Origin of the sequence: Streptomyces sp. NPDC046931 (assembly GCF_040644655.1) — a bacterium.
Lineage (GTDB): Bacteria > Actinomycetota > Actinomycetes > Streptomycetales > Streptomycetaceae > Streptomyces.
The window spans coordinates 1-19,720 of sequence record NZ_JBEYWX010000041.1; the positions used below are offsets into that span (position 1 = coordinate 1).

At 67.8% G+C, this 19,720-nt stretch carries 16 protein-coding genes and 2 pseudogenes; 13 read left to right on the forward strand and 5 right to left on the reverse strand.

Translation table 11 applies throughout. The annotated features are described in order from the left end of the window. The first annotated feature begins 603 nt into the window (after window positions 1-603). Window positions 604-1,116 (forward strand): hypothetical protein, encoded by a 513-nt coding sequence (locus ABZ876_RS37470; RefSeq protein WP_361790349.1) that lies wholly within the window; start codon window positions 604-606, stop codon window positions 1,114-1,116. Window positions 1,117-1,478: 362 nt separating this feature from the next. On the opposite strand, the gene ABZ876_RS37475 is transcribed toward ABZ876_RS37470, so the two are convergent. Continuing rightward, window positions 1,479-2,114 carry a DUF4360 domain-containing protein gene (locus ABZ876_RS37475; protein ID WP_361790352.1) on the reverse strand — a complete coding sequence of 212 codons (636 nt, stop codon included), beginning with the start codon at window positions 2,112-2,114 and terminating at the stop codon, window positions 1,479-1,481. Between the two features lie 498 nt (window positions 2,115-2,612). Between ABZ876_RS37475 and ABZ876_RS37480 the strand changes: the two genes are divergently transcribed. The 4 genes from ABZ876_RS37480 (at window position 2,613) to ABZ876_RS37495 (ending at window position 5,310) form a co-directional block, all read left to right on the forward strand. Further along, entirely contained in the window at window positions 2,613-2,807 is a 195-nt protein-coding gene (locus ABZ876_RS37480) for a hypothetical protein (protein WP_361790355.1), read from the forward strand. Window positions 2,808-2,865: 58 nt separating this feature from the next. Then, the gene (locus ABZ876_RS37485; RefSeq protein WP_361790358.1) at window positions 2,866-3,180 is read left to right on the forward strand and encodes a hypothetical protein; all 315 of its coding nucleotides are present in this window, start codon (window positions 2,866-2,868) and stop codon (window positions 3,178-3,180) included. Between the two features lie 1,183 nt (window positions 3,181-4,363). Beyond that, window positions 4,364-4,858: a MarR family transcriptional regulator gene (locus ABZ876_RS37490; RefSeq protein WP_361790361.1), complete on the forward strand. Its 495-nt coding sequence runs from the start codon at window positions 4,364-4,366 to the stop codon at window positions 4,856-4,858. Beyond that, window positions 4,855-5,310 carry a MarR family transcriptional regulator gene (locus tag ABZ876_RS37495; RefSeq protein WP_361790364.1) on the forward strand — a complete coding sequence of 152 codons (456 nt, stop codon included), beginning with the start codon at window positions 4,855-4,857 and terminating at the stop codon, window positions 5,308-5,310. The genes ABZ876_RS37490 and ABZ876_RS37495 overlap by 4 nt, the downstream gene beginning before the upstream one ends. Before the next feature lie 30 nt (window positions 5,311-5,340). Here ABZ876_RS37495 and ABZ876_RS37500 read toward each other — a convergent pair. After that, window positions 5,341-5,718 (reverse strand): annotated as a pseudogene (locus ABZ876_RS37500) (transposase); the annotation flags it as partial. A 33-nt stretch (window positions 5,719-5,751) separates the two neighbouring features. On the opposite strand from ABZ876_RS37500, the pseudogene ABZ876_RS37505 reads away from it, so the two are divergent. Together ABZ876_RS37505 and ABZ876_RS37510 are read left to right on the forward strand one after the other, a co-directional pair. Then, a pseudogene (locus tag ABZ876_RS37505) lies at window positions 5,752-5,928 on the forward strand (ISL3 family transposase); the annotation flags it as partial. Between the two features lie 71 nt (window positions 5,929-5,999). Then, window positions 6,000-6,704 (forward strand): hypothetical protein, encoded by a 705-nt coding sequence (locus ABZ876_RS37510; RefSeq protein ID WP_361790367.1) that lies wholly within the window; start codon window positions 6,000-6,002, stop codon window positions 6,702-6,704. 187 nt (window positions 6,705-6,891) lie between these two features. On the opposite strand, the gene ABZ876_RS37515 is transcribed toward ABZ876_RS37510, so the two are convergent. The 3 genes from ABZ876_RS37515 to ABZ876_RS37525 all read right to left on the reverse strand — a co-directional run bounded on the left by ABZ876_RS37515 (window position 6,892) and on the right by ABZ876_RS37525 (window position 9,466). Continuing rightward, the gene (locus ABZ876_RS37515) at window positions 6,892-7,554 is read right to left on the reverse strand and encodes a hypothetical protein (protein WP_361790370.1); all 663 of its coding nucleotides are present in this window, start codon (window positions 7,552-7,554) and stop codon (window positions 6,892-6,894) included. Window positions 7,555-7,913: 359 nt separating this feature from the next. Further along, window positions 7,914-8,312, reverse strand: a complete 399-nt coding sequence (locus ABZ876_RS37520; protein ID WP_361790373.1) for a TnsA-like heteromeric transposase endonuclease subunit — start codon at window positions 8,310-8,312, stop codon at window positions 7,914-7,916. Between the two features lie 110 nt (window positions 8,313-8,422). Then, on the reverse strand, window positions 8,423-9,466 hold the full coding sequence (locus ABZ876_RS37525; RefSeq protein WP_361790376.1) for a bacterial transcriptional activator domain-containing protein: 1,044 nt from the start codon (window positions 9,464-9,466) through the stop codon (window positions 8,423-8,425). A gap of 99 nt (window positions 9,467-9,565) precedes the next feature. On the opposite strand from ABZ876_RS37525, the gene ABZ876_RS37530 reads away from it, so the two are divergent. The 6 genes from ABZ876_RS37530 to ABZ876_RS37555 all read left to right on the forward strand — a co-directional run bounded on the left by ABZ876_RS37530 (window position 9,566) and on the right by ABZ876_RS37555 (window position 19,528). Beyond that, window positions 9,566-9,790: a hypothetical protein gene (locus ABZ876_RS37530; protein ID WP_361790379.1), complete on the forward strand. Its 225-nt coding sequence runs from the start codon at window positions 9,566-9,568 to the stop codon at window positions 9,788-9,790. A gap of 764 nt (window positions 9,791-10,554) precedes the next feature. Next, entirely contained in the window at window positions 10,555-12,018 is a 1,464-nt protein-coding gene (locus ABZ876_RS37535) for a hypothetical protein (RefSeq protein ID WP_361790382.1), read from the forward strand. A gap of 815 nt (window positions 12,019-12,833) precedes the next feature. Beyond that, window positions 12,834-17,702: an RICIN domain-containing protein gene (locus ABZ876_RS37540; protein ID WP_361790385.1), complete on the forward strand. Its 4,869-nt coding sequence runs from the start codon at window positions 12,834-12,836 to the stop codon at window positions 17,700-17,702. A 9-nt stretch (window positions 17,703-17,711) separates the two neighbouring features. Beyond that, window positions 17,712-18,341, forward strand: coding sequence for a hypothetical protein (locus ABZ876_RS37545; RefSeq protein ID WP_361790388.1), 630 nt, complete (start codon window positions 17,712-17,714; stop codon window positions 18,339-18,341). Between the two features lie 265 nt (window positions 18,342-18,606). Next, on the forward strand, window positions 18,607-19,149 hold the full coding sequence (locus ABZ876_RS37550) for an RNase A-like domain-containing protein (RefSeq protein ID WP_361790391.1): 543 nt from the start codon (window positions 18,607-18,609) through the stop codon (window positions 19,147-19,149). A gap of 154 nt (window positions 19,150-19,303) precedes the next feature. Further along, entirely contained in the window at window positions 19,304-19,528 is a 225-nt protein-coding gene (locus ABZ876_RS37555) for a hypothetical protein (RefSeq protein ID WP_361790394.1), read from the forward strand. Window positions 19,529-19,720 lie beyond the last annotated feature (192 nt).

The following is a 19,720-nucleotide window of genomic DNA, read 5'->3' on the forward strand; positions in this document are numbered from 1 at the left end:
CGAACTGCGTGCAGAACCTGTAGCGTGAAATCAGGTATCCCGACTCTGTGTAACTCGGGGCAGGCCGGAGCCTCCACCAACCCCGGAGCGGTTCACTCTCGGTTTCCTGGCCGTGCGTGAGCACCTGTGGTGCGGGTGCAGAGAGCCAAGCGCCTGTGTTTTCGGGCTGGATCCGAGCGGCAGCGGAGATGACTGCTGTGCGTTGCCCGGCACCGCCCGAAGTGGCCGACAAATCATCAACAGGACAGCATGCGTCGGTCAGTCGGAGGGTCAGACCCCTCGGACGGTGCCACCGCCATCCTCACAGTCACCCGTGGATGTCAGAAGCCTTCTGATCCGTAGCTCTACGGAGATCGGTAAGCGGAGGTCATACAGGTTGAATCGTGAGAGCTGCTATGGGGCGCTCGCTGTTGGGATCGCAGTACTTCGCTGCTGTACAGCACAGTCCGATCGTGTCGTGCGGGTTATAGAGCAGGGGCGCCGGCAAGAGGACAGTATTCACTGACGTCGCGTACACCCCACGTACTGTGCAGCTGAATCTCGCCTCTTGGTGGAGAGCCCTTTCTTCCGGGACACTCCATCGGGGGGAGGGAGGGGCTCGATATGTACAACGCCTTGTCACTCGTCATTTCCCTTGTAGCATTAGGGCTCTCCGGATTCGCCACGATTTGGCAGCTACGCCAGGCGCGCTCAACCAGCCACATGACTATGCTCCTTGATGTGGCCCTGCACAACATTCGGGACAGAGATTTACAGAGAGACCAGCATTACGTTCTGACGCGGCTTGCAGAGGATCACGAGCCTGCGGCTGGCATGGATGCTCTGCCTGAGTCGGTGCGTACGATGACACGCAACGTGGCCTTCAGCTACGAGTACATTGGAGCAATGGTTGCCCTTGGTCTGGTCGACTCAGGTCTGGCGCTTAGCGTTTTGCACTTCCGTGTCAAGCAAGTTTGGACAGTATTGGAACCGTATGCGCGCGCGGAGAGGGAAATAAGGAATGCCCCCTTCCTCCCCTTCTTCGAGAATCTCTATCTGGTGTCATGCGCGAACCCCACTGCCGATTTCTTACGCTCTCTCAACTTGCGCAATTCTGACGGAAATTCACCCTCCTGATAAAAGTGTCCGGAAAGTCTAAGCGGGGACCGTCGGCGGGCAGTTCATTGATTTCGGCGTTTACTCGATCGGCTCGTTTGGGCCTCAGCAGTGGAGTGACGGTTGCTGAGGCCCATCTGTTGTTCCTCAACTCACCTTCGCTGATGGGTACCTGCGCAAGTGCGCTATGCGTCGCCTCTGAGCAGGGGCGGTGCTGTCGTCGACTGTCGTCATCTGACGTCGTCGGCCACCCTCGGACGGCCCAGAGACGGCCCGAGCGGGGTGCCGCGTGCGCGGCGGGTTTGTCCGCATGCTGATGAGCACTACCACCGATTACGGGAGCCGTTGGCCTGGACGCACCCGCAGATCGCAGCGCCAGGAGATCACTGGCACTTCTTCCAGGCCAGGTGGTACACGGTTTGGATGCTGCCGTCCGTTGAGTCCATGTCCATGAGGCTGGTGGCGCTCGGGCTGGAGGTGCCGGGATCGACCTGCAGTTCAGTGTTGATGGTGAGGGTGCGGTCCTCTCCGCAGCGGGCGCGGTTCCGGGCGGCGATGTGCACGGTGTCGGTCGTCTGCCAGTTGTTGTTGAAGCCGCCTGGGAAGTGATGGGTGAAGGTGGTGGTGTGGGCATCTCCCTGGAAGTGGTAGCTGGCGCGCTCCGTCCCTGAGGCGCCCGGCGCCAGTGACGCGAAGCCCCTGTAGGTGGCGGTCACGATTGCGTAGGTGGAGCGGCGACCGGGGACATGCAGGAGCAGGTTGAGCTGGCAATTCTTCTGGCGGGCGCTCGGCGGCGAGCTGGGCCCCGCCTGGGCGATGTAGTTGCTGTAGGTGACGGTGAAGGTGGTTTGGTCAGGGCTGATGGCCACGGCGGCCGTCCCCGGCGGGCAGCCGGTTCCGTTGGCTGTCACGTTGTCGATGGTGATCGGGGCGGGCAGCGGGGGCGGGTGGCCGCCGAAGGCCGCCGAGCCGAACAATGATGTGGCTACACCAGTCGCGGCCAGCGCGCGGAGCACCATGGGCTTCCCTTCAGTCGTCCACGGATCCAGGGCGGGGGTCGCTGTCCGAGCCCGGCCCCCGGATTTCACGTGGGCATCGCACCACACGTTGCGTGTGCGCGTACGGAAGGTGACGCTCCAGTCACTCAAATAGCCTTCAGGGGGAGACCTCGTTCACCCACGGGATAGTTGTGAGTCGTGATGGTCGGTCAGTACACATTGCGACGGCGCTGTCTCTGGAGCGGACCACTGAGAAGCCATCCGCTTATCGATCGTGCGGGCTGGCCTGGTCCGGCGTCAGCCCACCACCCTGCGGATATCTCACACAACAGGCATACTGCGACGATCACACATCGTCAGCCCCCAACGACATCACGCCACAAAGGTCAGTAAGCCGTCTGCTTCCAGGCCCTGTCGCGCGGTAAAAGTGAAGCAGACATTTCGGAGAATCGGCATGGAAGCGGCGGGTACTCGGCATTCATCACTGTCCAATCACAGCCCAGCCTGTTGGGGAGAGTCATGACCCAGAAGACTGATGACAGCAACGGCAACCGGTTCTGTAAGGCCTGCGGCACGCCCGCCGAGGAGGGGAAGCTGTGCAGGCACTGTGGCGCCGTCCTGGACTTGCCTGACAGTGCGGGGCTGGTCGAAGAGCAAGGGGCCGCAGTGCGCCGTGACTTCGAAGGAGGCACCCGGCAGCAAGAGCAGAGGTGACCTAGGCAGCTAGTGAGCCTGGTCTGCTGAACAGTGTCCGCGGGGGTACACGGCCCGCATGGCATCGAAGACCGAACGCATCGAGTTTCTGCGGGCCGTGCGGCAGTTGCACCGCGTCCGCTCCTTCTATGCCGTGGGTGTCCTGCTGTGGGCGGGATCCACGGCCTGGACCGGTTGGCAGGCCCCCGGGAGTCGGCAGATGTGGGTGTCCGTCCTCCTCCTGGCGGTCTTCACCGGCCTCCTCGCCACCGCGGGCCTGACCCTGCGACGTCTCGCAGTCCCCGCGACAGGCCGGCCCGCCCACCACGCGGCCCCCCACAAGACCGCAAACCTTCATCACAAGGCGGCAGGCACCCGCCACGCCCACGCCTGAGGAGCCGCCGGCCGCCACGCCCGCCCGGCCGGGTTCCTGCCGGGCGGGCGTGCGGCTATTTCGAAGGCGCCGTCCACGTCTGGGGGGCCGGTGGCCGGGCATACGGGCTTCACTTCCCATCGAGAGGGGCTTGTCATGCTCGGCATGGTCGCGGCGGTTCTGTTCTTCATCGCGTTCCTCATCAACGCAGCTGAGATCAGTACGAATCACACGTTCTCGTCAGTCAATGTCATGCTCCTGGGGCTGACCGCTCTGGCTCTTCACGTTGCGGGGATCGGGAGCACTTGGTCCCGCGGACGCTGACCCGGCACCCGGCTGGCTCCTCCCGCGGGAGCCGGCCCGGGAGGCGCCGGCCCTCACCCCTTGTTGCTGCTGCCGCCATGTCGATGGCGACGTAGCCGATGCCCTTTGTCCAGTCCGGGTCGGTGGTGGCGAGCCAGGCCAGGACGTCGGCGAGGGTGCGGCCCTCGACCTGTCCGAGCAGCCCGCCGTGGCCGGGGGCGTCGACGAAGCCGGTGTGCCACCGGTTGCGGGTCAGGCGCTACTTGCCGGTATCCGCATCCCGTTCTCAGCGGGGCCGTGCGCGCCAGGTCTGGTCGATGTCCAGGACTGCGACCTGCGGCAGTGGTGCCTCGGTGACGTTGCGGGCCTGCGTGCGGAAGGCTTTTGTCACGGTCGGCCAGGACAGGTGCAGATCCCGCGGCATGGGTGACCGTGGAGCCGGCCTGCCGTATGCGGCGCCCGGCTGCACCCCGCAGCCGGGCGGTCAGCCGGGCACCGGCCGGGATCTTCGGGATCTGCTCGGTGAAGGACCGGTGAGGGCAGTCGGTCTCACGGCACCACCAGCGGCGCTTGTGCCGGCGGAACTCCCATCCGCTCTCGCCGTAAGGATCGCGCGGCCGGGTCACCGCCGAGCCCTTCACCCGGGTGGCGAAAACCCCGCAGGCCGGGCAGGCCCCGGGCCGTCTCGTCGGCCGTGAACAGGTGAACTCGGCGCCTTTGGTCGGCCAGCCGCTCGACCCGTGCGACGGACACCTAGGGCCTGTATCCGGTCCTGATCACGTGACGGGGCGGAGGCAGTCCCGCCGGAGGCGTTCCGTCAGCCCGTCGCGGCGCCGAGCCGGGTGCGCCGCCACGTCGAAAATAGTAGCCATGGACATAGTAGCCATGTAATCTATCGGCCATGAGCAAGGGTTCCCCGGGCCCCACGCCCGGTTTCCTGGTATGGCGGCTCGCCAACAAGTGGCGTGTCGCAGTCGATCGCGCGGTGGCTCCGCTGGGCCTCACCCACGCGCAGTACTCGCTGGTCGCGTCGCTGCACGGCATGCAGCGCGCCGGCGAGCGGCCCAGTCAGCGCCAACTCGCCGACCACACCGGCCTGGAGGCGCTCTACGTCTCGAAGCTGGCGCGCGCCCTGGAGTCGTCCGGCCTGATCGAGCGCACCCGCGATCCCCGCGACCCGCGCGCCGTACAACTCGCCCTCACCGGGCGGGGCCAGGCCGTCACGCGGCAGGCCATCGCGGTAGTCCAGGAACTGCATCAGCAGCTGCTGGAGCCGCTCGGCGGCCTCGACGCCCCGCGGACACGCACACTCACCGACGAGCTGACGACCCTGCTCAACGCACCTCTTACTCCACCCGCACCGAACAACAAGAGCACTCAGGGGACAACACCATGACCACCACCGCATCCACCACTGCACCCGTCGCCGACGCCCGCGCCCTCGGCCTGGCCCACTACGCCGCACGCGGCGTCCTGGAACACGTCCTGGCCCAGCACGGCATTACGTTCCAGCAGCAGGTCGTCCTGCGCGCGGCCGTCACCGCCGACGCCCCGCAGACGCCGGACGATCTCATCACCCAGGTCCAGGGCTCCCTCAAGGCCGATCCGGCCGACCTCCGCGCCACCCTCGACGAACTCCTGGCCAAGCAGCTGCTCGTCGCGGACGGCGCACACCTTCGCTCCACGGACGCGGGGCACGAGCTGCTCGCCGCCGTCGGCGCGGAGACCGCCCCCATCACCGCCCGGATCTGGGGCGGGATACCCGCCGAGGACCTGGCCGCCGCCGGCCGCGTCCTCGCCCTGGTCACCGAGCGCGCCAACACGGAGCTTGCGGCGCTGACCGCCTGACCGCCCGACCAGCCCTGTAACTGACTGTGATCACAGGGCGGTTCGAGTGAGATCCGTGATCCAGATCATGGAGGCGCGGAGATGCAGGCCGGCGAGGTAACTGGCGGGGGTCTTGTCGTAGCGGGTGGCGATGCCCCGCCAGGCTTTCAGCTTGTTGATCAGGCGCTCGACGGTGTTCCGCTCCTTATAGAGGGCGGCGTCGTGGCTGACGGTCCGGCCACCCTTGGAGCCCTTCTTCTTCCGGTTGGCGGCCTGGTCCTTCTTCTCCGGGATGACCGCCTTGATCTGGCGCTTGCGCAGGTAGGCGCGGTTGGCGTGGGACGAGTACGCCTTGTCCCCGGCGACCGCGTCCGGCCGGGTGCGAGGACGCCCGACAGGCCCGCGGGCCCGGACCTTCTTGAGCACGGGGCCGAGCAGGACGCACCGAAGCCCATGAAGGGCTTCGCCGGCTTTCTCCGCCAGGACCTCGACGCAGTGACCGCCGGCCTGACCCTGCCCTGGAGCTCTGGAGCCGTCGAAGGAAACGTGAACCGGGTGAAGACACTCAAGCGGGCCATGTATGGCCGAGCTTCATTCGAGCTTCTCCGGACCCGCATCCTCACTCGGCTTGAGGGGTAGACACGAAGCGCCACCTGCCTGCCTCGCAGGCACGGTGCACTGGCGCAATGGGGGTGGGACAGGTGCGACGGGTGGTCAATCTGCAATCCGTCGAGCAGAAGTTGTTGCTGCTTGCTCTCCTGTTCGTGATCGGCGGGTCGATCGTCGCAAACCTCTTCGCGTGGGACGTGAAGTGGCAGATACCCCTTATCTACGCCGTACTCTACGTCCTGTTATCGGTAGTTATTGAGATCCGTGATCGTCAGGCCCCTACAGCTTCCACGCACTACCGAACCAGCGACGAATTCTTTCTGTCGTTCGCCCGCCTCGTGCGCACCGCCGAGCGTCATGTCTACACGAGCTACGTGCGTAACACGCCGCCGTCGAGTTTCCAATCCCCGGCCGCACAGCAGTACTTCAGGGCCGCAGCCGACTGGACTCGGCGCAACCCCGGCGCGTCATTCCACCGCATCATCGGTGTCCCTGCCCAGGAGCCCGGCAAGAGCGACATGCGCTTATGGCTGCGAGAGCACTACGAAGAGATGCACGATCTTGCCAACTACCACGCCCGAGTGGTGACCACCAACAGCGGTGTCGATGCGGTCAATATGGCGATCACTGACGACACTGCGGTCCTGTTGCTCCTGACCGCGGATGGATCTTTCATGAGCGGACACAGCCTGGAGACGGCTGAAGCCGTCAATTCCTTCAGAGACTACTACAGGTCTTGGTGGGCATCAGCGGAGCCTCTGGAAAGCTACGCGCAGCGGACTGACCTCATGGCTCACAACCACTGAGCTTCACGGAACTGCGGACAGAGCCCTGAAGTTCCCCAGGGCTGCTCGCGTTCCCCACTGGGTTGCGCAGTGAACGGAGGGGCCGGATCCGCCCGCCAGTTGAGGGTTTGGACGCCTCCTCTCCGTCAAGGTCGCCTACGGCGTCATGTATCCGCTCTGACCGCCGGTACGGAATGGCATTGCCGCTCTACCGCTCGGCGGTGCCGTCCTCACCGTCAATCTCGTAGATCCGTTCTTGAAGCCGTTCACCGGCCCAGTCCAGCCCGACGCCCAGGTCAAACCAGTGCCGATCCTTGCGGACTCCGGGCGGTGAGAGGTTCACCGCCGCCCACGAGAACACCCCCAGGAGGATGGAACGCCCGTGCTGCGTGGTGCGCACGGACAACGCAAACGGCGCGGCGAGCGCCGCGCGGGTGACCAACATGACCTGTTCGTCCTCAGAATGTCGACGCCCACCCGTGAGAAACCGGGGCGTTTCAAGGATCTTGACCCACTCGACCACTGCGTCTGCCACCTGTGCGCGCAAGGACTCTTCGATGCCCTGCCGGATGGCGGTCGCGGGATCATCGCCGAGCCAGCCAAGCCAGTGATCAGGGTCAGTGAGCTTGCTGAAGTCGTCCTGTGGCACCCCGTGATGGGGATTTTCCTGGTACTCACCTGTCAGTTTCCCCCTGCTATCCACCAACCACGCGCCGCGGATTGCCTCGGGGGGTACGTAGCCGTTCGGGTCGTCGATATACGTCGGGTCGATCTCGGCGACGCTGCCACCCGGATTCTCAGCAGCCGCAGCCAGCAGCGCCGGCTCCTTCGGTATGCCCTTACGTCGGCTTCGCGAGCCAAAACGCCCCACGTTCCCATCCCCATCGTTGCCTGCCCCGTTGACCGCGATTGTGCCGCACCGGACAGGACCGCATGAGGGGGGTGTGCGTGACGGCGACGGGTGGGTGGGGGTCTGCACCACCCCCAAGCCCGGACCACAACAGCGCCATCAGGGCAGGACGCGCTTCGTGGGCGGGGAGCCCGTCCGCCAGGCGTCGCTCGGCGATCGCAAGCTGATCCCCGTCCCGCACGCTCCGCCAAGCGGCGCGGACCCCCCGCTCCGGCACCACGCCAGGCCGCCGATAGCCCGCCAGAAACCGAACGTTCGCCAGCACCACAGGGTCCGTGCCCGACCAGACCTCGTACTCCCAGCCACGCCGCTCGACCAGCTCACCCGGCCAGGTCAGGGCCGCCGACGGTCCCCGACCGCGTCACCAGCAAAAAGTCCGGCACATGCCGCCGCACGCGGTCGCCGACCCGGGCCACCAGACGGCACGACTGGCTGTAAATCCCTCGCACCACGGGATCGAAGTCGGCCAGCAGCAACCGGGCCAGCTCCAGCCGGCTCTCATGCACGATCGGCCCGCCCGTCGTGGCCGCCATGTACGTGCCGGAGTAGTGCCGTTGGCCGCGCACCGAGCGGAACTGCCGCCACGGCACCGACTCTGCGAAGTCAGCCCGCCGCACCTGCGAGAACGGCACTGTGCGCACCGAACCGTCGGCGTACCGGATCGACGCGGAGGGCACCGCACCCTCGTCACCGGACCTGCTCGTGCTGCGTACGGCCATGACACCGGACGGTACCGAGCGCTGGTGCGCAACTGCTGCGAAAGATCACAACAGCCCGATAAACGACACCTACTGACCGTGGGCAGTGCTCATGATCGCCTGGAAGTTGCTCAGACGGTGCTCATGGTCACCTGGAATTGCTCACGCTTCCCCGGGACCTTGCGTACCGCTGTGCTCGGGCCGTTGAGGAGTTTGTTGATGAGCTGTGTGGTCTCCGTTTCCAGTGAGCAGTCCAAGGTCTGGTTGATCTGTTGCACGCGGGTGATGGCGGTGTGGAGTCCGGAGCGGTTTCCGCGCGCAGCCTCAAGACGCATCCAGTCTCGATAGAGGAGCTCGGCCGTGGGGTCGGCGTCGAGGCCGGTTGCGACGGCGTGGCGGGCGGCGTTGAGGTTGTGGTGGGGGCCTTGGGGGATGCGGTAGGTGGCCACGGTGTGCGCGACGTCGATGATGCGCGTGCTCATTTGCTGCTGGTGGGGCTCGGCCCAGGGCAGTGGCCGGCCGCCGAACGGCTTTCCGCGGACCAGGGCCAGTGCTTTCTCCAGGTGGGTAAGGCCTGAGGGGCCCAGGGGCAGTGCGCTTTCGGCGAGCTGGAGGAAGCGGGTGCAGTCGCAGCGCACGCCGGGGGAGAGCCGGTAGGGGTCCTCGCCTGTCTTGCGGCGTGGCACGTAGAGGTTGCCGGCAGGGTCGCTGCCCAGGGAGCTGCGCAGGCCCTGCATGCGCGCGTTGAGGGTGCTTGTCGGCCATGGGCTGACGGGATCCATGTCGGCACACAGCACGTCCGCGCTATGCCCGGGTCGGAAGTACAACAAGGCGGCGAGCTGCGCCATTCTCGGGCCGTGGCCGGTGCTACCCACGCCCGTCACCTCAACCGGCCCCAGGACCCGGATCTCCGGGGCATGCAGGTCATGTGCCTCGCACTCGTCCGCCTCCGATGCCTCCGCCGGGTCGGTGTCCGGGCCGGTTTTGTCCTCGAGTCCCGCCGGCGACGGGGCGGGGGAGTGGAGACGGAGCCCGGACGGATCGGTGCTGGCGGCGAGGAGGGCCGGGAAGACCTCGCTGCCCGCATCCGATGGAGCCGCCAGCGAGACGTTCGGGGCAGCGGTGGCCGCGGACGCGATGAGCTCCTCTGGGCCGGTCTGCTCGGGCTGCTGCATCTGCTCGGGCTCGTCAGGGACGTCCTGCCAGGGCCCCTCGACGGGGTGGGGCGGCTGCCCGGGCACCTTCAACGCGGTGGTGATTTGAAGGTAGGCGGTGTGCTCGAGGCGCTGGACGGTGATGTCGACGCCGGCGTAGTCGAGGAGCACTACTCGCGTGATGGGAAGGCCGCACCTGACCTATACGCCGACATGGTCCGAGAAGATCGGCGGATCCGTCTTCAGGGGTATGAGGTGTACCGGTTTGGCGGCGCCGAGTTTGTGGACCCACAGGCTGCCAAGCTCATGCTGAGCGGGTTCTTCGACCAGTTGCTGGCTCCGTAGCTCCGCCCCCCACGAGGAAGCCACACAAGCTGCCGTCACCTCCAAAGCCGGAGCGGGTACAAGCTCGACAGCCCAGGTCACTGCGGCCCGGGCTGTCGCGCGCTGCGGCTCAGCGCCAGACCGAGTCAGGCCCAGTCGACGCCGAGGTCTCGCAGCGCGTCGAGCTGTTCCTGGGTAAGCCGGTCTCGCCTCGATTTGGTGTTCGAGATCCATACGCCCAGCTTCTGGACCACCGGCTCGGTCTCGCCCTCGACCGGCCCGGACAGGGCCCGGGCGACGTCGCTATTCCGCAGGCAGCGGGACAGGGGAGCCGTCCAGCGCGGGTCAGTGGATGGTGCGGAGACAGGAGCCGGGCCCGTGACGCTTCCGGAAGTGAGCAGCCGGGGTGCGCAGGCCTACGGCTGGCTGCGCATCCCGGCTGCGCAGTCAACGGCACGGACCGATTGCGCAGGACCGCGGACTCGTTGCGCAGCCCGATGCGCAACGAATGCCGAACCCGTTGCGCAGCCGCGATTGCGCAGGCATCCGGCGCCCCGTGGTCGGGCTCGTGGCCGGCCCGACCACGAGCCCAACCACGGCAGCCCAGTGCGCATGTTGCCGGATCGTGACCGATGGTCGGGGGCTATGGCCGTCAGCGCGGTCGGGGGCGCCGGATGAGCTGGCGGCATGCATCTCGCGCACCTCTCCTTATCCGACAGCCCCGCTCCCTTCGACCCCGCGGACGCGCACCAAGGCGTCAGCCGCCCGGAGCGCGGTGGATCGCGATGAGCCGCTTCGGGACGGGGATCCGCCGCGGGGTGATGGCGGCAGACCAGTTCACCCAGATCGCAAACGGGCTCTTCCGCGACACCCGGCTCTCGTTCAAGGCGAAAGGAATCTTCGGCTGCATCAGCACCCACCGGACCGGCTGGCAGGTGGCGGTCGCCGACCTCGTCAGAGCGGGGCCTGACGGGCGGGATGCCGTACGCGCCGGCCTGAGCGAACTGCAGCGGCACGGCTACCTCATTCGCGAACAGTTCCGGCGCGACAACGGGACGCTCGGCGAGATCGTCTACTCGATCACGGACCGACCGGCGGCCATGGACGCCGACCTCGTGGAGGCGGCCGGTGCGGCGTTCGCCTCCGTTCCGGCCAGCGAGGCGGGGCGCAGCCCCGGGGCAGGGATCCGGCGCGGGGTGATGGCGGCGGACCAGTTCACCCAGATCGCCAACGGCCTGTTCCGCGACGGCAGGCTGTCGTTCAAGGCGAAGGGCTTGTTCGGACTCATCAGCACGCATCGGGACGGCTGGCGGATGACCGTGACCGACTTGGCGCGCCGCGGCCGCGACGGCGAGGCAGCCGTGAAGACCGGGCTCAGGGAGCTGGAGGAGCACGGCTTCCTGCGGAGGGAGCGCGAGCGCAGCCCCGATGGCACCCTCGGCGCGGCCGCGTACGTCATCACCGACCTGCCCAGCCTGCAAAGCAGCAGGTCGCAGCCGATGTCGGGTTTTCCACCGGTGGATGACCCGACGTCGGTTCATCGGTCCGCTAAGAACACCAACGGAAAGAACACCAGCAAAGAGAACACCAGACCCCTCCGTCCGTGCGGCCGCGGCGACGCCGCGCGGACGCTCGCAGGGACCAAGCAGCCGGACGCATCAGCGTCCTCGGCGGCCGCGGTCCCGGCGGACGGCCTGCATCCGGGGATCCGGCTGCTGCTCGAGATCGGGGCGGGCCGCCCGGAACTGCTGCTGACTGGGAGGGCGCTGACTGATCAGGGCCGCGTGGTCACCGTGATGATGGAGGCCGGCTGGAGCGCAGAGCAGCTGCGCCACGTGATCACCGGCCGGTCCTTGCCGAACCCGGTGCGTACCTCGGTCGGGGCGATCATCGCCGCCCGCCTGCGAGCCGCGCAGGCCTACCCGCCACCCGACACCGTCGTCAGCCATCACCGCGGCGCGCCCCCCAAGGACGAGCCGTCCGAGTGGCCGGTGACCTCGCGGTCGTCCACCGCGTCTGCCGCCCGCACCGTGACCGAGGCCCTGACCCACCGGGCGCTCGTCGAGTGCGCCGGCTGCGGTGCTCCCCACACCGCCCCCGGCGAAGACCTCTGCCCGGCCTGCCTCGGCTGGCCGCTGTGCCGCACCTGCCCCGGACCAACCCCCCGGCGGGCCCACCCCGACGGCGACGGCCGCTGCACCACCTGCGCCACCGCATCGACCAGCCCTGTGGAAGGGATCACCCCATGACCGACTGCATCCCGCCGGCGCCCAGGATCGCTCAGCGGCTGAGCCCCTTCGGGCAGCAGCCGCAGCGCTGGGAGAGAGAACGGTCCCGCGCTGTGTGCGGCGGGCATGTCTGCTCCGAGGCGCCGCGCACCACTGGCTGCGAACCGGTCCCGATTTGGGAACGAACCGGATGGGGTTGGAAGGACTGGACTGTGCCGACCGACGGCAGCCTGCCCGAACGGCCGCACCAGATCGCCGTTTTCACCCCGATCGCAACCCGCGCCCAGCACCTCGCCCTGGGCTGGCTAGCCCGGCGTCCCGCACGCCGTATCTGCCTCGGCTCGGTGGCCGTTCCCACTGCCACAGCCGTCCCCCGGCCCGCGCGCCAACGGCGAGAATCGGCCATCACTTACGTGTTTACGCCCTTGTTTTCGCTGTCTCCACAGACAGAAACTGCACAGTGACTTCACAGAACACCCTTGCAGCGAAGGGGATTGTTCGCACCTGTCGGTCAGTCGCCGCCATGGCTGGTTCAGGCCAGCGTCTTCGTCCAGTAAAACAAACGTCTGTGTGAAATCGTCTGTGCGTGCGTAAGGTATGGCCGCGCTGTGAACGGATCTTGACCAGTCCGTGTCGGTGCGTGTCGATCTGCGGCAGCGGGAGCACTGTCGCTCACGGGGAGGGTTTCAGCGTCGTGCCGTCGTACCTGCGTTCCAGGCGTTCGTAGGCGTTGATTCGGGCTGGCGCTTCCGCGTTCAAGGGCGGGGTCCGGCTGCTCCTTCTTCGTTGGCCGTTCTCCCGGTCCACACCCATGAATGAAGAAAGAGATGCGTCTCGTGCGTTCCAGACCTTGGTTCCGGCTGCCCCGGACCCGGAGACCACGCAAACTCGCCCCGGCTCTCACCGCCGTCACAAGCCTGGCCGTGCTGGCCGGTCTCGCGGTGCAGCCGGGCTCGTCTTTGCCTCCCTCCGTCCCTGTCGCCGACAGTTACGACGGCTTCGATGCCAAGGGTGCGGAGCAGTTGCGGCAGGACCAGTGTCTGATGGCGGGCGCGCTGCGGCTGGGCGGGCCGGGCATGTACGGCCTTGCGCAGGGTGCGCTGAACCAGCCCGCGGACAAGCTGCATGGGGCGGCGAACCGGGATTACTGGACCGACACGCCGCTGTCGAAGGCCTATGACCAGGACAAGGCTGCCGCGGACAAGGAGGAGTCGGCGCTCTACGCGCATATCGGCGACTGGAAGATCCAGGGCCTGTCCACCCCAGGAGGCTTCGAGTCGAAAGCCGACTTCGAGTGGCCCCCCGGTATGGCGGGCGATGACCGGCAGAACTTCTTCGCGCAGACCGGCCTTTTCAAGTGGGTCTCGGAGCAGTTCTGGAAGGGCGAGGACGACTTCTACAAGGACCCGACCCCCAAGGCCGACGACGCCACGGTCAAGGCCGTCAGGGACCTCGGTGAGCCGCTCTACGGCAGTGATCCGACCACGTCGGCGCCCGACTGGGGGCAGGCGTCCGCCGAGCACCAGGCGTGGGACGCGCTGGTCAACTGGTCGATCGAGCCGGTCGGCGCGGACAACGCCCGGCTGTTCCTGTCCTCGGGCGGCTTCCCGCGCACTGCGCCCGAGCCCGGAAGCCTCGAATTCCGCCTCGCTGTGGAGGACTTGAAGACCCGGTTCGCGTCCTGTGCCTGGCGTACCCCTGTCGACCCGGACAAGGTCCTGGGCAAGGAGGTCGCCGCCGCGTCCGGCGAGTGGCAGCAGGAGGTCGCCTCCCAGGCCGGCCAGCGCAACCAGATCCTCGACGCCAACCGCGACGCCACCAAGGCTCTTGCGGCCGGTGCCAAGGCGCTTGGGGAGATGCTCGGCCAGTCCTGGATCGCCGACCATCTGACCCGCTGGCAGGAGTACTGGGCCCCGGGCGGCATCGGATGGATCGGCGAGTCGCCCGCGGTCATCCAGGTCGAGGCCGCCAAGGGCAAGTGCCTCGACGTGCAGGGCGGCGGGAAGACCAACGGCACCGCGGTGCAGATCTACACCTGCAACGGCAGCGCCGCCCAGCAGTGGCAGATCTTCGGCTACCCCCACGGCTACGCCCTGTACAACGTCAACGCCCAGAAGTGCCTGGACGTGCAGAGCGGCAATGCGACCAACGGCACGAAGATCCAGATCTGGACGTGCAACAACACCGCGGCGCAGCAGTGGAAGTTCGACGTCCGCGCCGCGAGCGAGCTGCGCAACGCCGCCACGGACAAGTGCCTGGACCTACACAAGTTCGACAACGGCTACGACTCGTGGCAGTGGGACTGCAACGGCAGCGACCCGCAGAAGTTCCGGCTCGTCGCCAAGGGCCACGAGGGCACCGACAAGCTCGACTACCCGGACAAGGCCCAGTTCGACAAGGCGAAGAAGGGCATCACGGACGCCCAGGCGCAGGCCAAGAAGCAGCTCGGTGTCCTGCGCTCCCAGCTGGAGATCGCTAAGAAGGCCGCCGCCGGCTCGGACACGGCCACCCAGGCCGCCTACACCATCGCGGACGGCAACGGTGCCCCGCGGGGCCGTGGCCTGCTGGTGGGCCAGCAGAAGGCTCAGGTCACCAACGGTGCTGCCGCCGCCCTCCAGGCGATGGTGAAGGCGGGAGAGACGGCCGAGGCCGCCACCCGCGCCTCGGTCGGTGACAGCCAGACCATCGCGCAGCGTGCGCTCGCGCAGGCGGCCCAGTCGAAGGCGGAGTTCCGCAAGGAGGCCGCGCGAACGGCCGAGTCGCAGGCGAAGGCCGCGGCGGACGCCGCGAGAGTGCACCGGGACAACGCGAAGAAGGACAAGGAAACCGCCCAGGCGAAGCTCGCCGACGCGCTGAAGGCCGAAGGCGATGCGAAGGCGGCCGCCGCCGACGCGCACGCCAAGCGGCTCGCCGCCGAGGCCGAGGAGAAGACGGCCAAGGCGGAGAAGGAGAACGCCGCCGCCAAGCGGGCCGAGGCCGCCGAGCACCGAAAGAACGCCGAGGCGCAGGCGGCGAAGGCGAAGGACGCCAAGGACAGGGCGCAGGCCGCCGAGAAGACCGCCGGGGACCGGCGCGACGACGCGGTCAAGGCCCGTGACCACGCCCAGGCCATGCGGGATGACGCCTGGGACGCCGAGCAGAAGGCCGAAGCGGCCCGCGCGAAGGCCGATGCCAAGGACGCCTACGCCGACAAGCTCGACGCCGGGGACGCGGCCGACGCCGCCCGCGCGGCCGCGAACGACGCGGACAAGGCCGCCGACGACGCCGAAGCCGCCGCTGGCCGGGCCCGCTCCGAGGCCGACGCCGCCACCCAGGCGGCAGCCGACGCCGACGCCGCGGCCACCCGCGCCGAGGCCGCCGCGAAGCGGGCCCGCGCCGCCTCCGACGCCGCGCAGGCCGACAAGCTCAAGGCCGACGCCGCGGTGAAGACCGCCACCAGCGCCGTCGCTGATGCCGTCAAGGCCTCCCAGGACGCCTCCGCCGAGGCCAAGGCCGCGGTCAAGCTCGCCGACGAGGCCGAACAGCACGCCAAGGACGCCCGCACGCAGGCCGACGCGGCCAACAAGGAGGCCGGCACCGCACTCGCGGCCGCCGCGAAGGCCGCCGGCTACGCCCACGTCACCGCCCAGGCCGCCGTCGACGCCGGCAAGGCCGCCCAACAGGTCGCCGCCCCCGCCAACGACGCCGTGGAACTGGGCTCACCCTATGTCGACACGGACTCGGCCGCCGGTCTGGTGGTCCTGACCGGGCAGAGCTCCAAGACGATTGCCGAGCAGCAGCAGGCCGTCGCCGACGCGCACGCCAAGAATGCCGCCGCCGAGGCCCAGGCCGCGAAAAGTCTCGCGGACCAGGCCACCGGCGACGCCAAGGAGGCCTACCAGCACGCGGCCAACGCCGCCCAGTACGCCGCCGACGCCCGCACCTACTCCAAGGACGCCCTCGGCTACGCCGCCGACGCAGCCAACGCCACCGCAGCAGCATCCGCGTCCCTTGCCCGCACCATCAACTACGACAAACAGGCCGCCGACGACGCCTCAGCCGCCGACACCGCGGCAGGCAATGCCGAGGGCTACGCCAAGGACGCCCGCGACTCCGCCGACACGGCAGAACTCGACGCCTCCGCCGCCCGCTCCGCGGCGACCCAGGCAGAACAGGACGCCAAGGACGCCCGCGCGGCAGCCGAACGCGCCGACGCCGCCGCCACCGAAGCAGAACAGGCCGCCAAAGACGCCGACAAGTACGCCAAGGAAGCCCAGGACGCCGCCGACAAGGCCGAACGGGCCAAGGCGAACGAGCAGGTGCAGACAGGCGCGGCGACCGGTGTCGGCGGGGTGTTCTCCGTCATCGACGACATCAAGCAGCATGGCGAGCCGGAGCAGCTGCCCAACGAGTGCCACGGCCTCGACTGCAACACCATGGTGTTCATCGCGCACTTCGACGCGGTGGTCAGCTACTACCTGTGCCTGAACCCGGACGTACCCGCCACCGAGGCGGGCTGCCCGGCTGAGGACACGGTCTTCCTCAAAACCCTGACGGTCCCGAACCTGACCAAAAAGGTCAAGGTCCCCGCGTGGGACGTGACCGTGGATCTCTGGAAGGGCATCTTCAACTCGATCAAGGGCGACTTCACCGGCTGCTACCACAAGGTTCACGGTGACGGCAGCGGAAGCTTGGGCGACTGCGCATGGGCCGCGACCTGGCTGCCGCTCGGCGGACCGCTCGGTAAGGTCGCCGAGGCGATCCGAGGCGTGGACGCCGCCCTTCGATCCGGTGAAGGGATCACCGACGCACTCAAGGCACTGAAGGCGCTGGACGTCGACGCCGAGGCGCTGGCCGACATCGAACACTCGGTGGACGTCTACGAGGAGCTGCGAACAGCGTGCCGGGTCAACAGCTTCCCCGGCACCACCGCGGTACTCATGGCCGACGGCAGCCGCAAGGCGATCCGTGACGTGCACACCGGTGACCGGCTGCTGGCCGCCGACCCGGGGACCTGGCGCTCCGAAGGCGAACCGGTGACGCGCACCTTCCACCACACTACAGTCGAACTGCTCGACATCACGCTGGATGACGGCGGCCGTCTCACCAGCACACCAGGACACCGCCTCTTCGTCACCGGCCGCGCCTGGACCCTCGCGTCCGACCTGCACGTCGGCGACGCCCTGCGCACCCCGGACGGCACCCAGCGCACAGTGGCCGGGATCCGCGTCCGGGACGGCTCGACGCCCCGAACGGTGTACGACCTGACCGTGTCCGGTCTGCACACCTTCTACGCGGTGGCCGGCAACACCCCAGTACTCGTCCACAACTGCAACAATCTGGTCGCCGACGCCGAGGCGTTCCGCGGCCTGGCTCACACGCTCGACGAGCACACGGCCGGTGAAGGAGCCAGCTTCGTCACCGAGGGGAGGGCCAAGGACCTAGCCGTGAACAAGGGAGTGAACGGTGTGTTCACAGACCTCGCAACCGCACAGGCGGTTGTGGACCACTGCCTGGCCACCAAGGCGGCGGAGATCCAGAGGTGGCTGCGCGGCAGCCAGCGAGAGAGAGCCCTGACCGGGATCTACCCCGAGAAAAGCTCGATCGGGTATGTGGCCCACAGCGACAGGAGCATCACAACCGCGAAGAACACCTACCGTGTGGTGCTCAAGCGCGCGAAGGGCCACAAAGGAGGGTTTTATGTGTTCACCGCGTTCCCGACGTAGGAGGTGCGAATGAAGCGGTTCGACGACGCCGACTTCGGCCTGACGTGGCTGACCACCATGTTCCACGCGGACTGGACGCACAACGGGGCCACCGGCGATGAGGCCGTCCGGTACCACCTGGATCCGGATCTCGAGCCGGAAGCGGTCCTGGCCATCCGTCGGGACGCGCAGTCGCTGCTCGACAACCTCGACACAGCGACGATCGAAACACTGTGGCAGGCCGCGACAAATCCGGAAGGAACGTTCTCCGACCCGCGCAGGGGCTTCACCTCGGGATCCGCATGGATGGAGACCATCGTCCACCTGTGTGATGCCTGGCTGGCCGTCAGACACGTCGTCGCGGTGCTCACCGGCGCCGACACCGAGCACGGTGCCGACATCCTGGACGCGGTCCTGGCCGAGATCGACCAGGCCCGAATCCTGCCGGACGGCATCCGGCACGCCCTGGTCCGGTGCGCCACCGGTTGCACGCCCGACTTGGCGTTCCGACTGCTGCTGAGAGCAATCTCCGAGACCGGGCACCGGGTTGGCGCGAAGCTCTCCCAGGAGCAGTACGCGCGACTACGCGTGCTGGGGTCGGCGATGCACTACGGAGAGTTCCTGGTGTCAGAAGTGGAATACCTGGTCGAGCAGCCATAGCGACACGGACGGCGTTTCTCCCCCGGGACCAATCCCCGGGGGAGAAACGCCGTCCGGCTTTCCTCCCTCGGGTCGGTGGGGGCAGCCCACGTGAGGCGCAGATTCTCGGCAACCCCCCTTCGGAGAAGGGTTCGCCACGCGCCCCGGGCCCGGCCGCCATCAGGACTGTGGAGGCGTCTGCATTGCGGCAGGCTGCTTACCTGCAGCGGCGTCGCTATGGAACTCACCCTTGGCATGTCCAGAACGGTCGCCTCACCCCCATCCAGTGGTCGAGCGTGTCCTCCAGCAGGGCCCTGGCGTCGTCTGCGCTCGGCTCGGTCTGGCCCCGCGGACGGTGTACGACCTCACTGTCGGCGGCCTGCACACCTTCTTCGTCCACTCGCGGGGCGAGGGGTCCACGGACGTCCTCGTACACAACTGCACCAGTGTGCGGGTGGACGAGGGCAAGTTCGGGGCCCACACCATCGAGAAGCACGTCGACGTGCCCGATCAACAGGCGTGGAACAGGGCCCAGAGCGCCAGCGGCCCGGGAATCGTGGGTGTGTGGACCGATGAGGCCACCGCCGAGAAGGCAGTCGAGCAGGCGATGCGGGAGTGGGAGTCGTCGGGTAACAACGCCCAGAAGCTGAAGGACTGGAAGGACAGGGAGGCGAGGAAACAGGGGAAGCCCGGCTACATCTTCAACCCCAAGACGGACGCCTTGCCGATTGGGACCTTCGCAACGACCCGGCCTCCCCGGGCCGAGTGTTCACGAGAGGCGGCCCCCGAGCCGGTGAGGCGGCCGGCACCAAGGTACGGATCCTGCTGAAGTACGTGGGCAAGCAGCACAAGCCGACCAAGTTCGTCGTCTACACGTCCTTCCCGCTTCCGAAGAGATAGCGGACGCCGGCAGAAGACCCTGAAGATCAGTGAAGACACGGGCGCCCCTCGAACAGGGGGCGCCCGTGTACCGGGGAGGCAGCATGACCAGGCACCGCGAGGTGTACTACGTCGAGTACGAAGGGGACTTCGGCCTCAGCGGACTCAGCGGGAAACTGTGCTCCGCGAAGGGGTCCCGCCCGGACCCTTCGGCCGTACTGGAACTGGCCGCGGAGACGGCCCGCGAGGAGGAGGACCACCAGCTCGGCAGGGATGTCCGGCTCCTGCTGGAGTCGGACGTGCCGTGCGAGGTGGTCAGGGCCGTCTAGCTGGCCGTGACGGGAGGAAGTTTCGACCCCGGTGACCATGGCATCGGCGCCCGTGAGTGGTTGCGCATGCTCGCCGAGGCGAGTGCCCGGTACCGGGTCCGGTACCGTGCGGGACCCGGAGGTGATCGCCCTGGTCTGGAGAGGCGTTGAACAGCAAGAACGCCCGCGATTGCGATCACGGGCGAACGGGAC

Coding starts and splice junctions, on each gene's coding strand:
- ABZ876_RS37470 (WP_361790349.1), top strand. CDS start 604: ATGTACAACGCCTTGTCACTCGTCATTTCCCTTGTAGCATTAGGGCTC.
- ABZ876_RS37475 (WP_361790352.1), bottom strand. CDS start 2,114: ATGGTGCTCCGCGCGCTGGCCGCGACTGGTGTAGCCACATCATTGTTC.
- ABZ876_RS37480 (WP_361790355.1), top strand. CDS start 2,613: ATGACCCAGAAGACTGATGACAGCAACGGCAACCGGTTCTGTAAGGCC.
- ABZ876_RS37485 (WP_361790358.1), top strand. CDS start 2,866: ATGGCATCGAAGACCGAACGCATCGAGTTTCTGCGGGCCGTGCGGCAG.
- ABZ876_RS37490 (WP_361790361.1), top strand. CDS start 4,364: ATGAGCAAGGGTTCCCCGGGCCCCACGCCCGGTTTCCTGGTATGGCGG.
- ABZ876_RS37495 (WP_361790364.1), top strand. CDS start 4,855: ATGACCACCACCGCATCCACCACTGCACCCGTCGCCGACGCCCGCGCC.
- ABZ876_RS37520 (WP_361790373.1), bottom strand. CDS start 8,312: ATGGCCGTACGCAGCACGAGCAGGTCCGGTGACGAGGGTGCGGTGCCC.
- ABZ876_RS37525 (WP_361790376.1), bottom strand. CDS start 9,466: ATGCAGCAGCCCGAGCAGACCGGCCCAGAGGAGCTCATCGCGTCCGCG.
- ABZ876_RS37535 (WP_361790382.1), top strand. CDS start 10,555: ATGAGCCGCTTCGGGACGGGGATCCGCCGCGGGGTGATGGCGGCAGAC.
- ABZ876_RS37545 (WP_361790388.1), top strand. CDS start 17,712: ATGAAGCGGTTCGACGACGCCGACTTCGGCCTGACGTGGCTGACCACC.
- ABZ876_RS37555 (WP_361790394.1), top strand. CDS start 19,304: ATGACCAGGCACCGCGAGGTGTACTACGTCGAGTACGAAGGGGACTTC.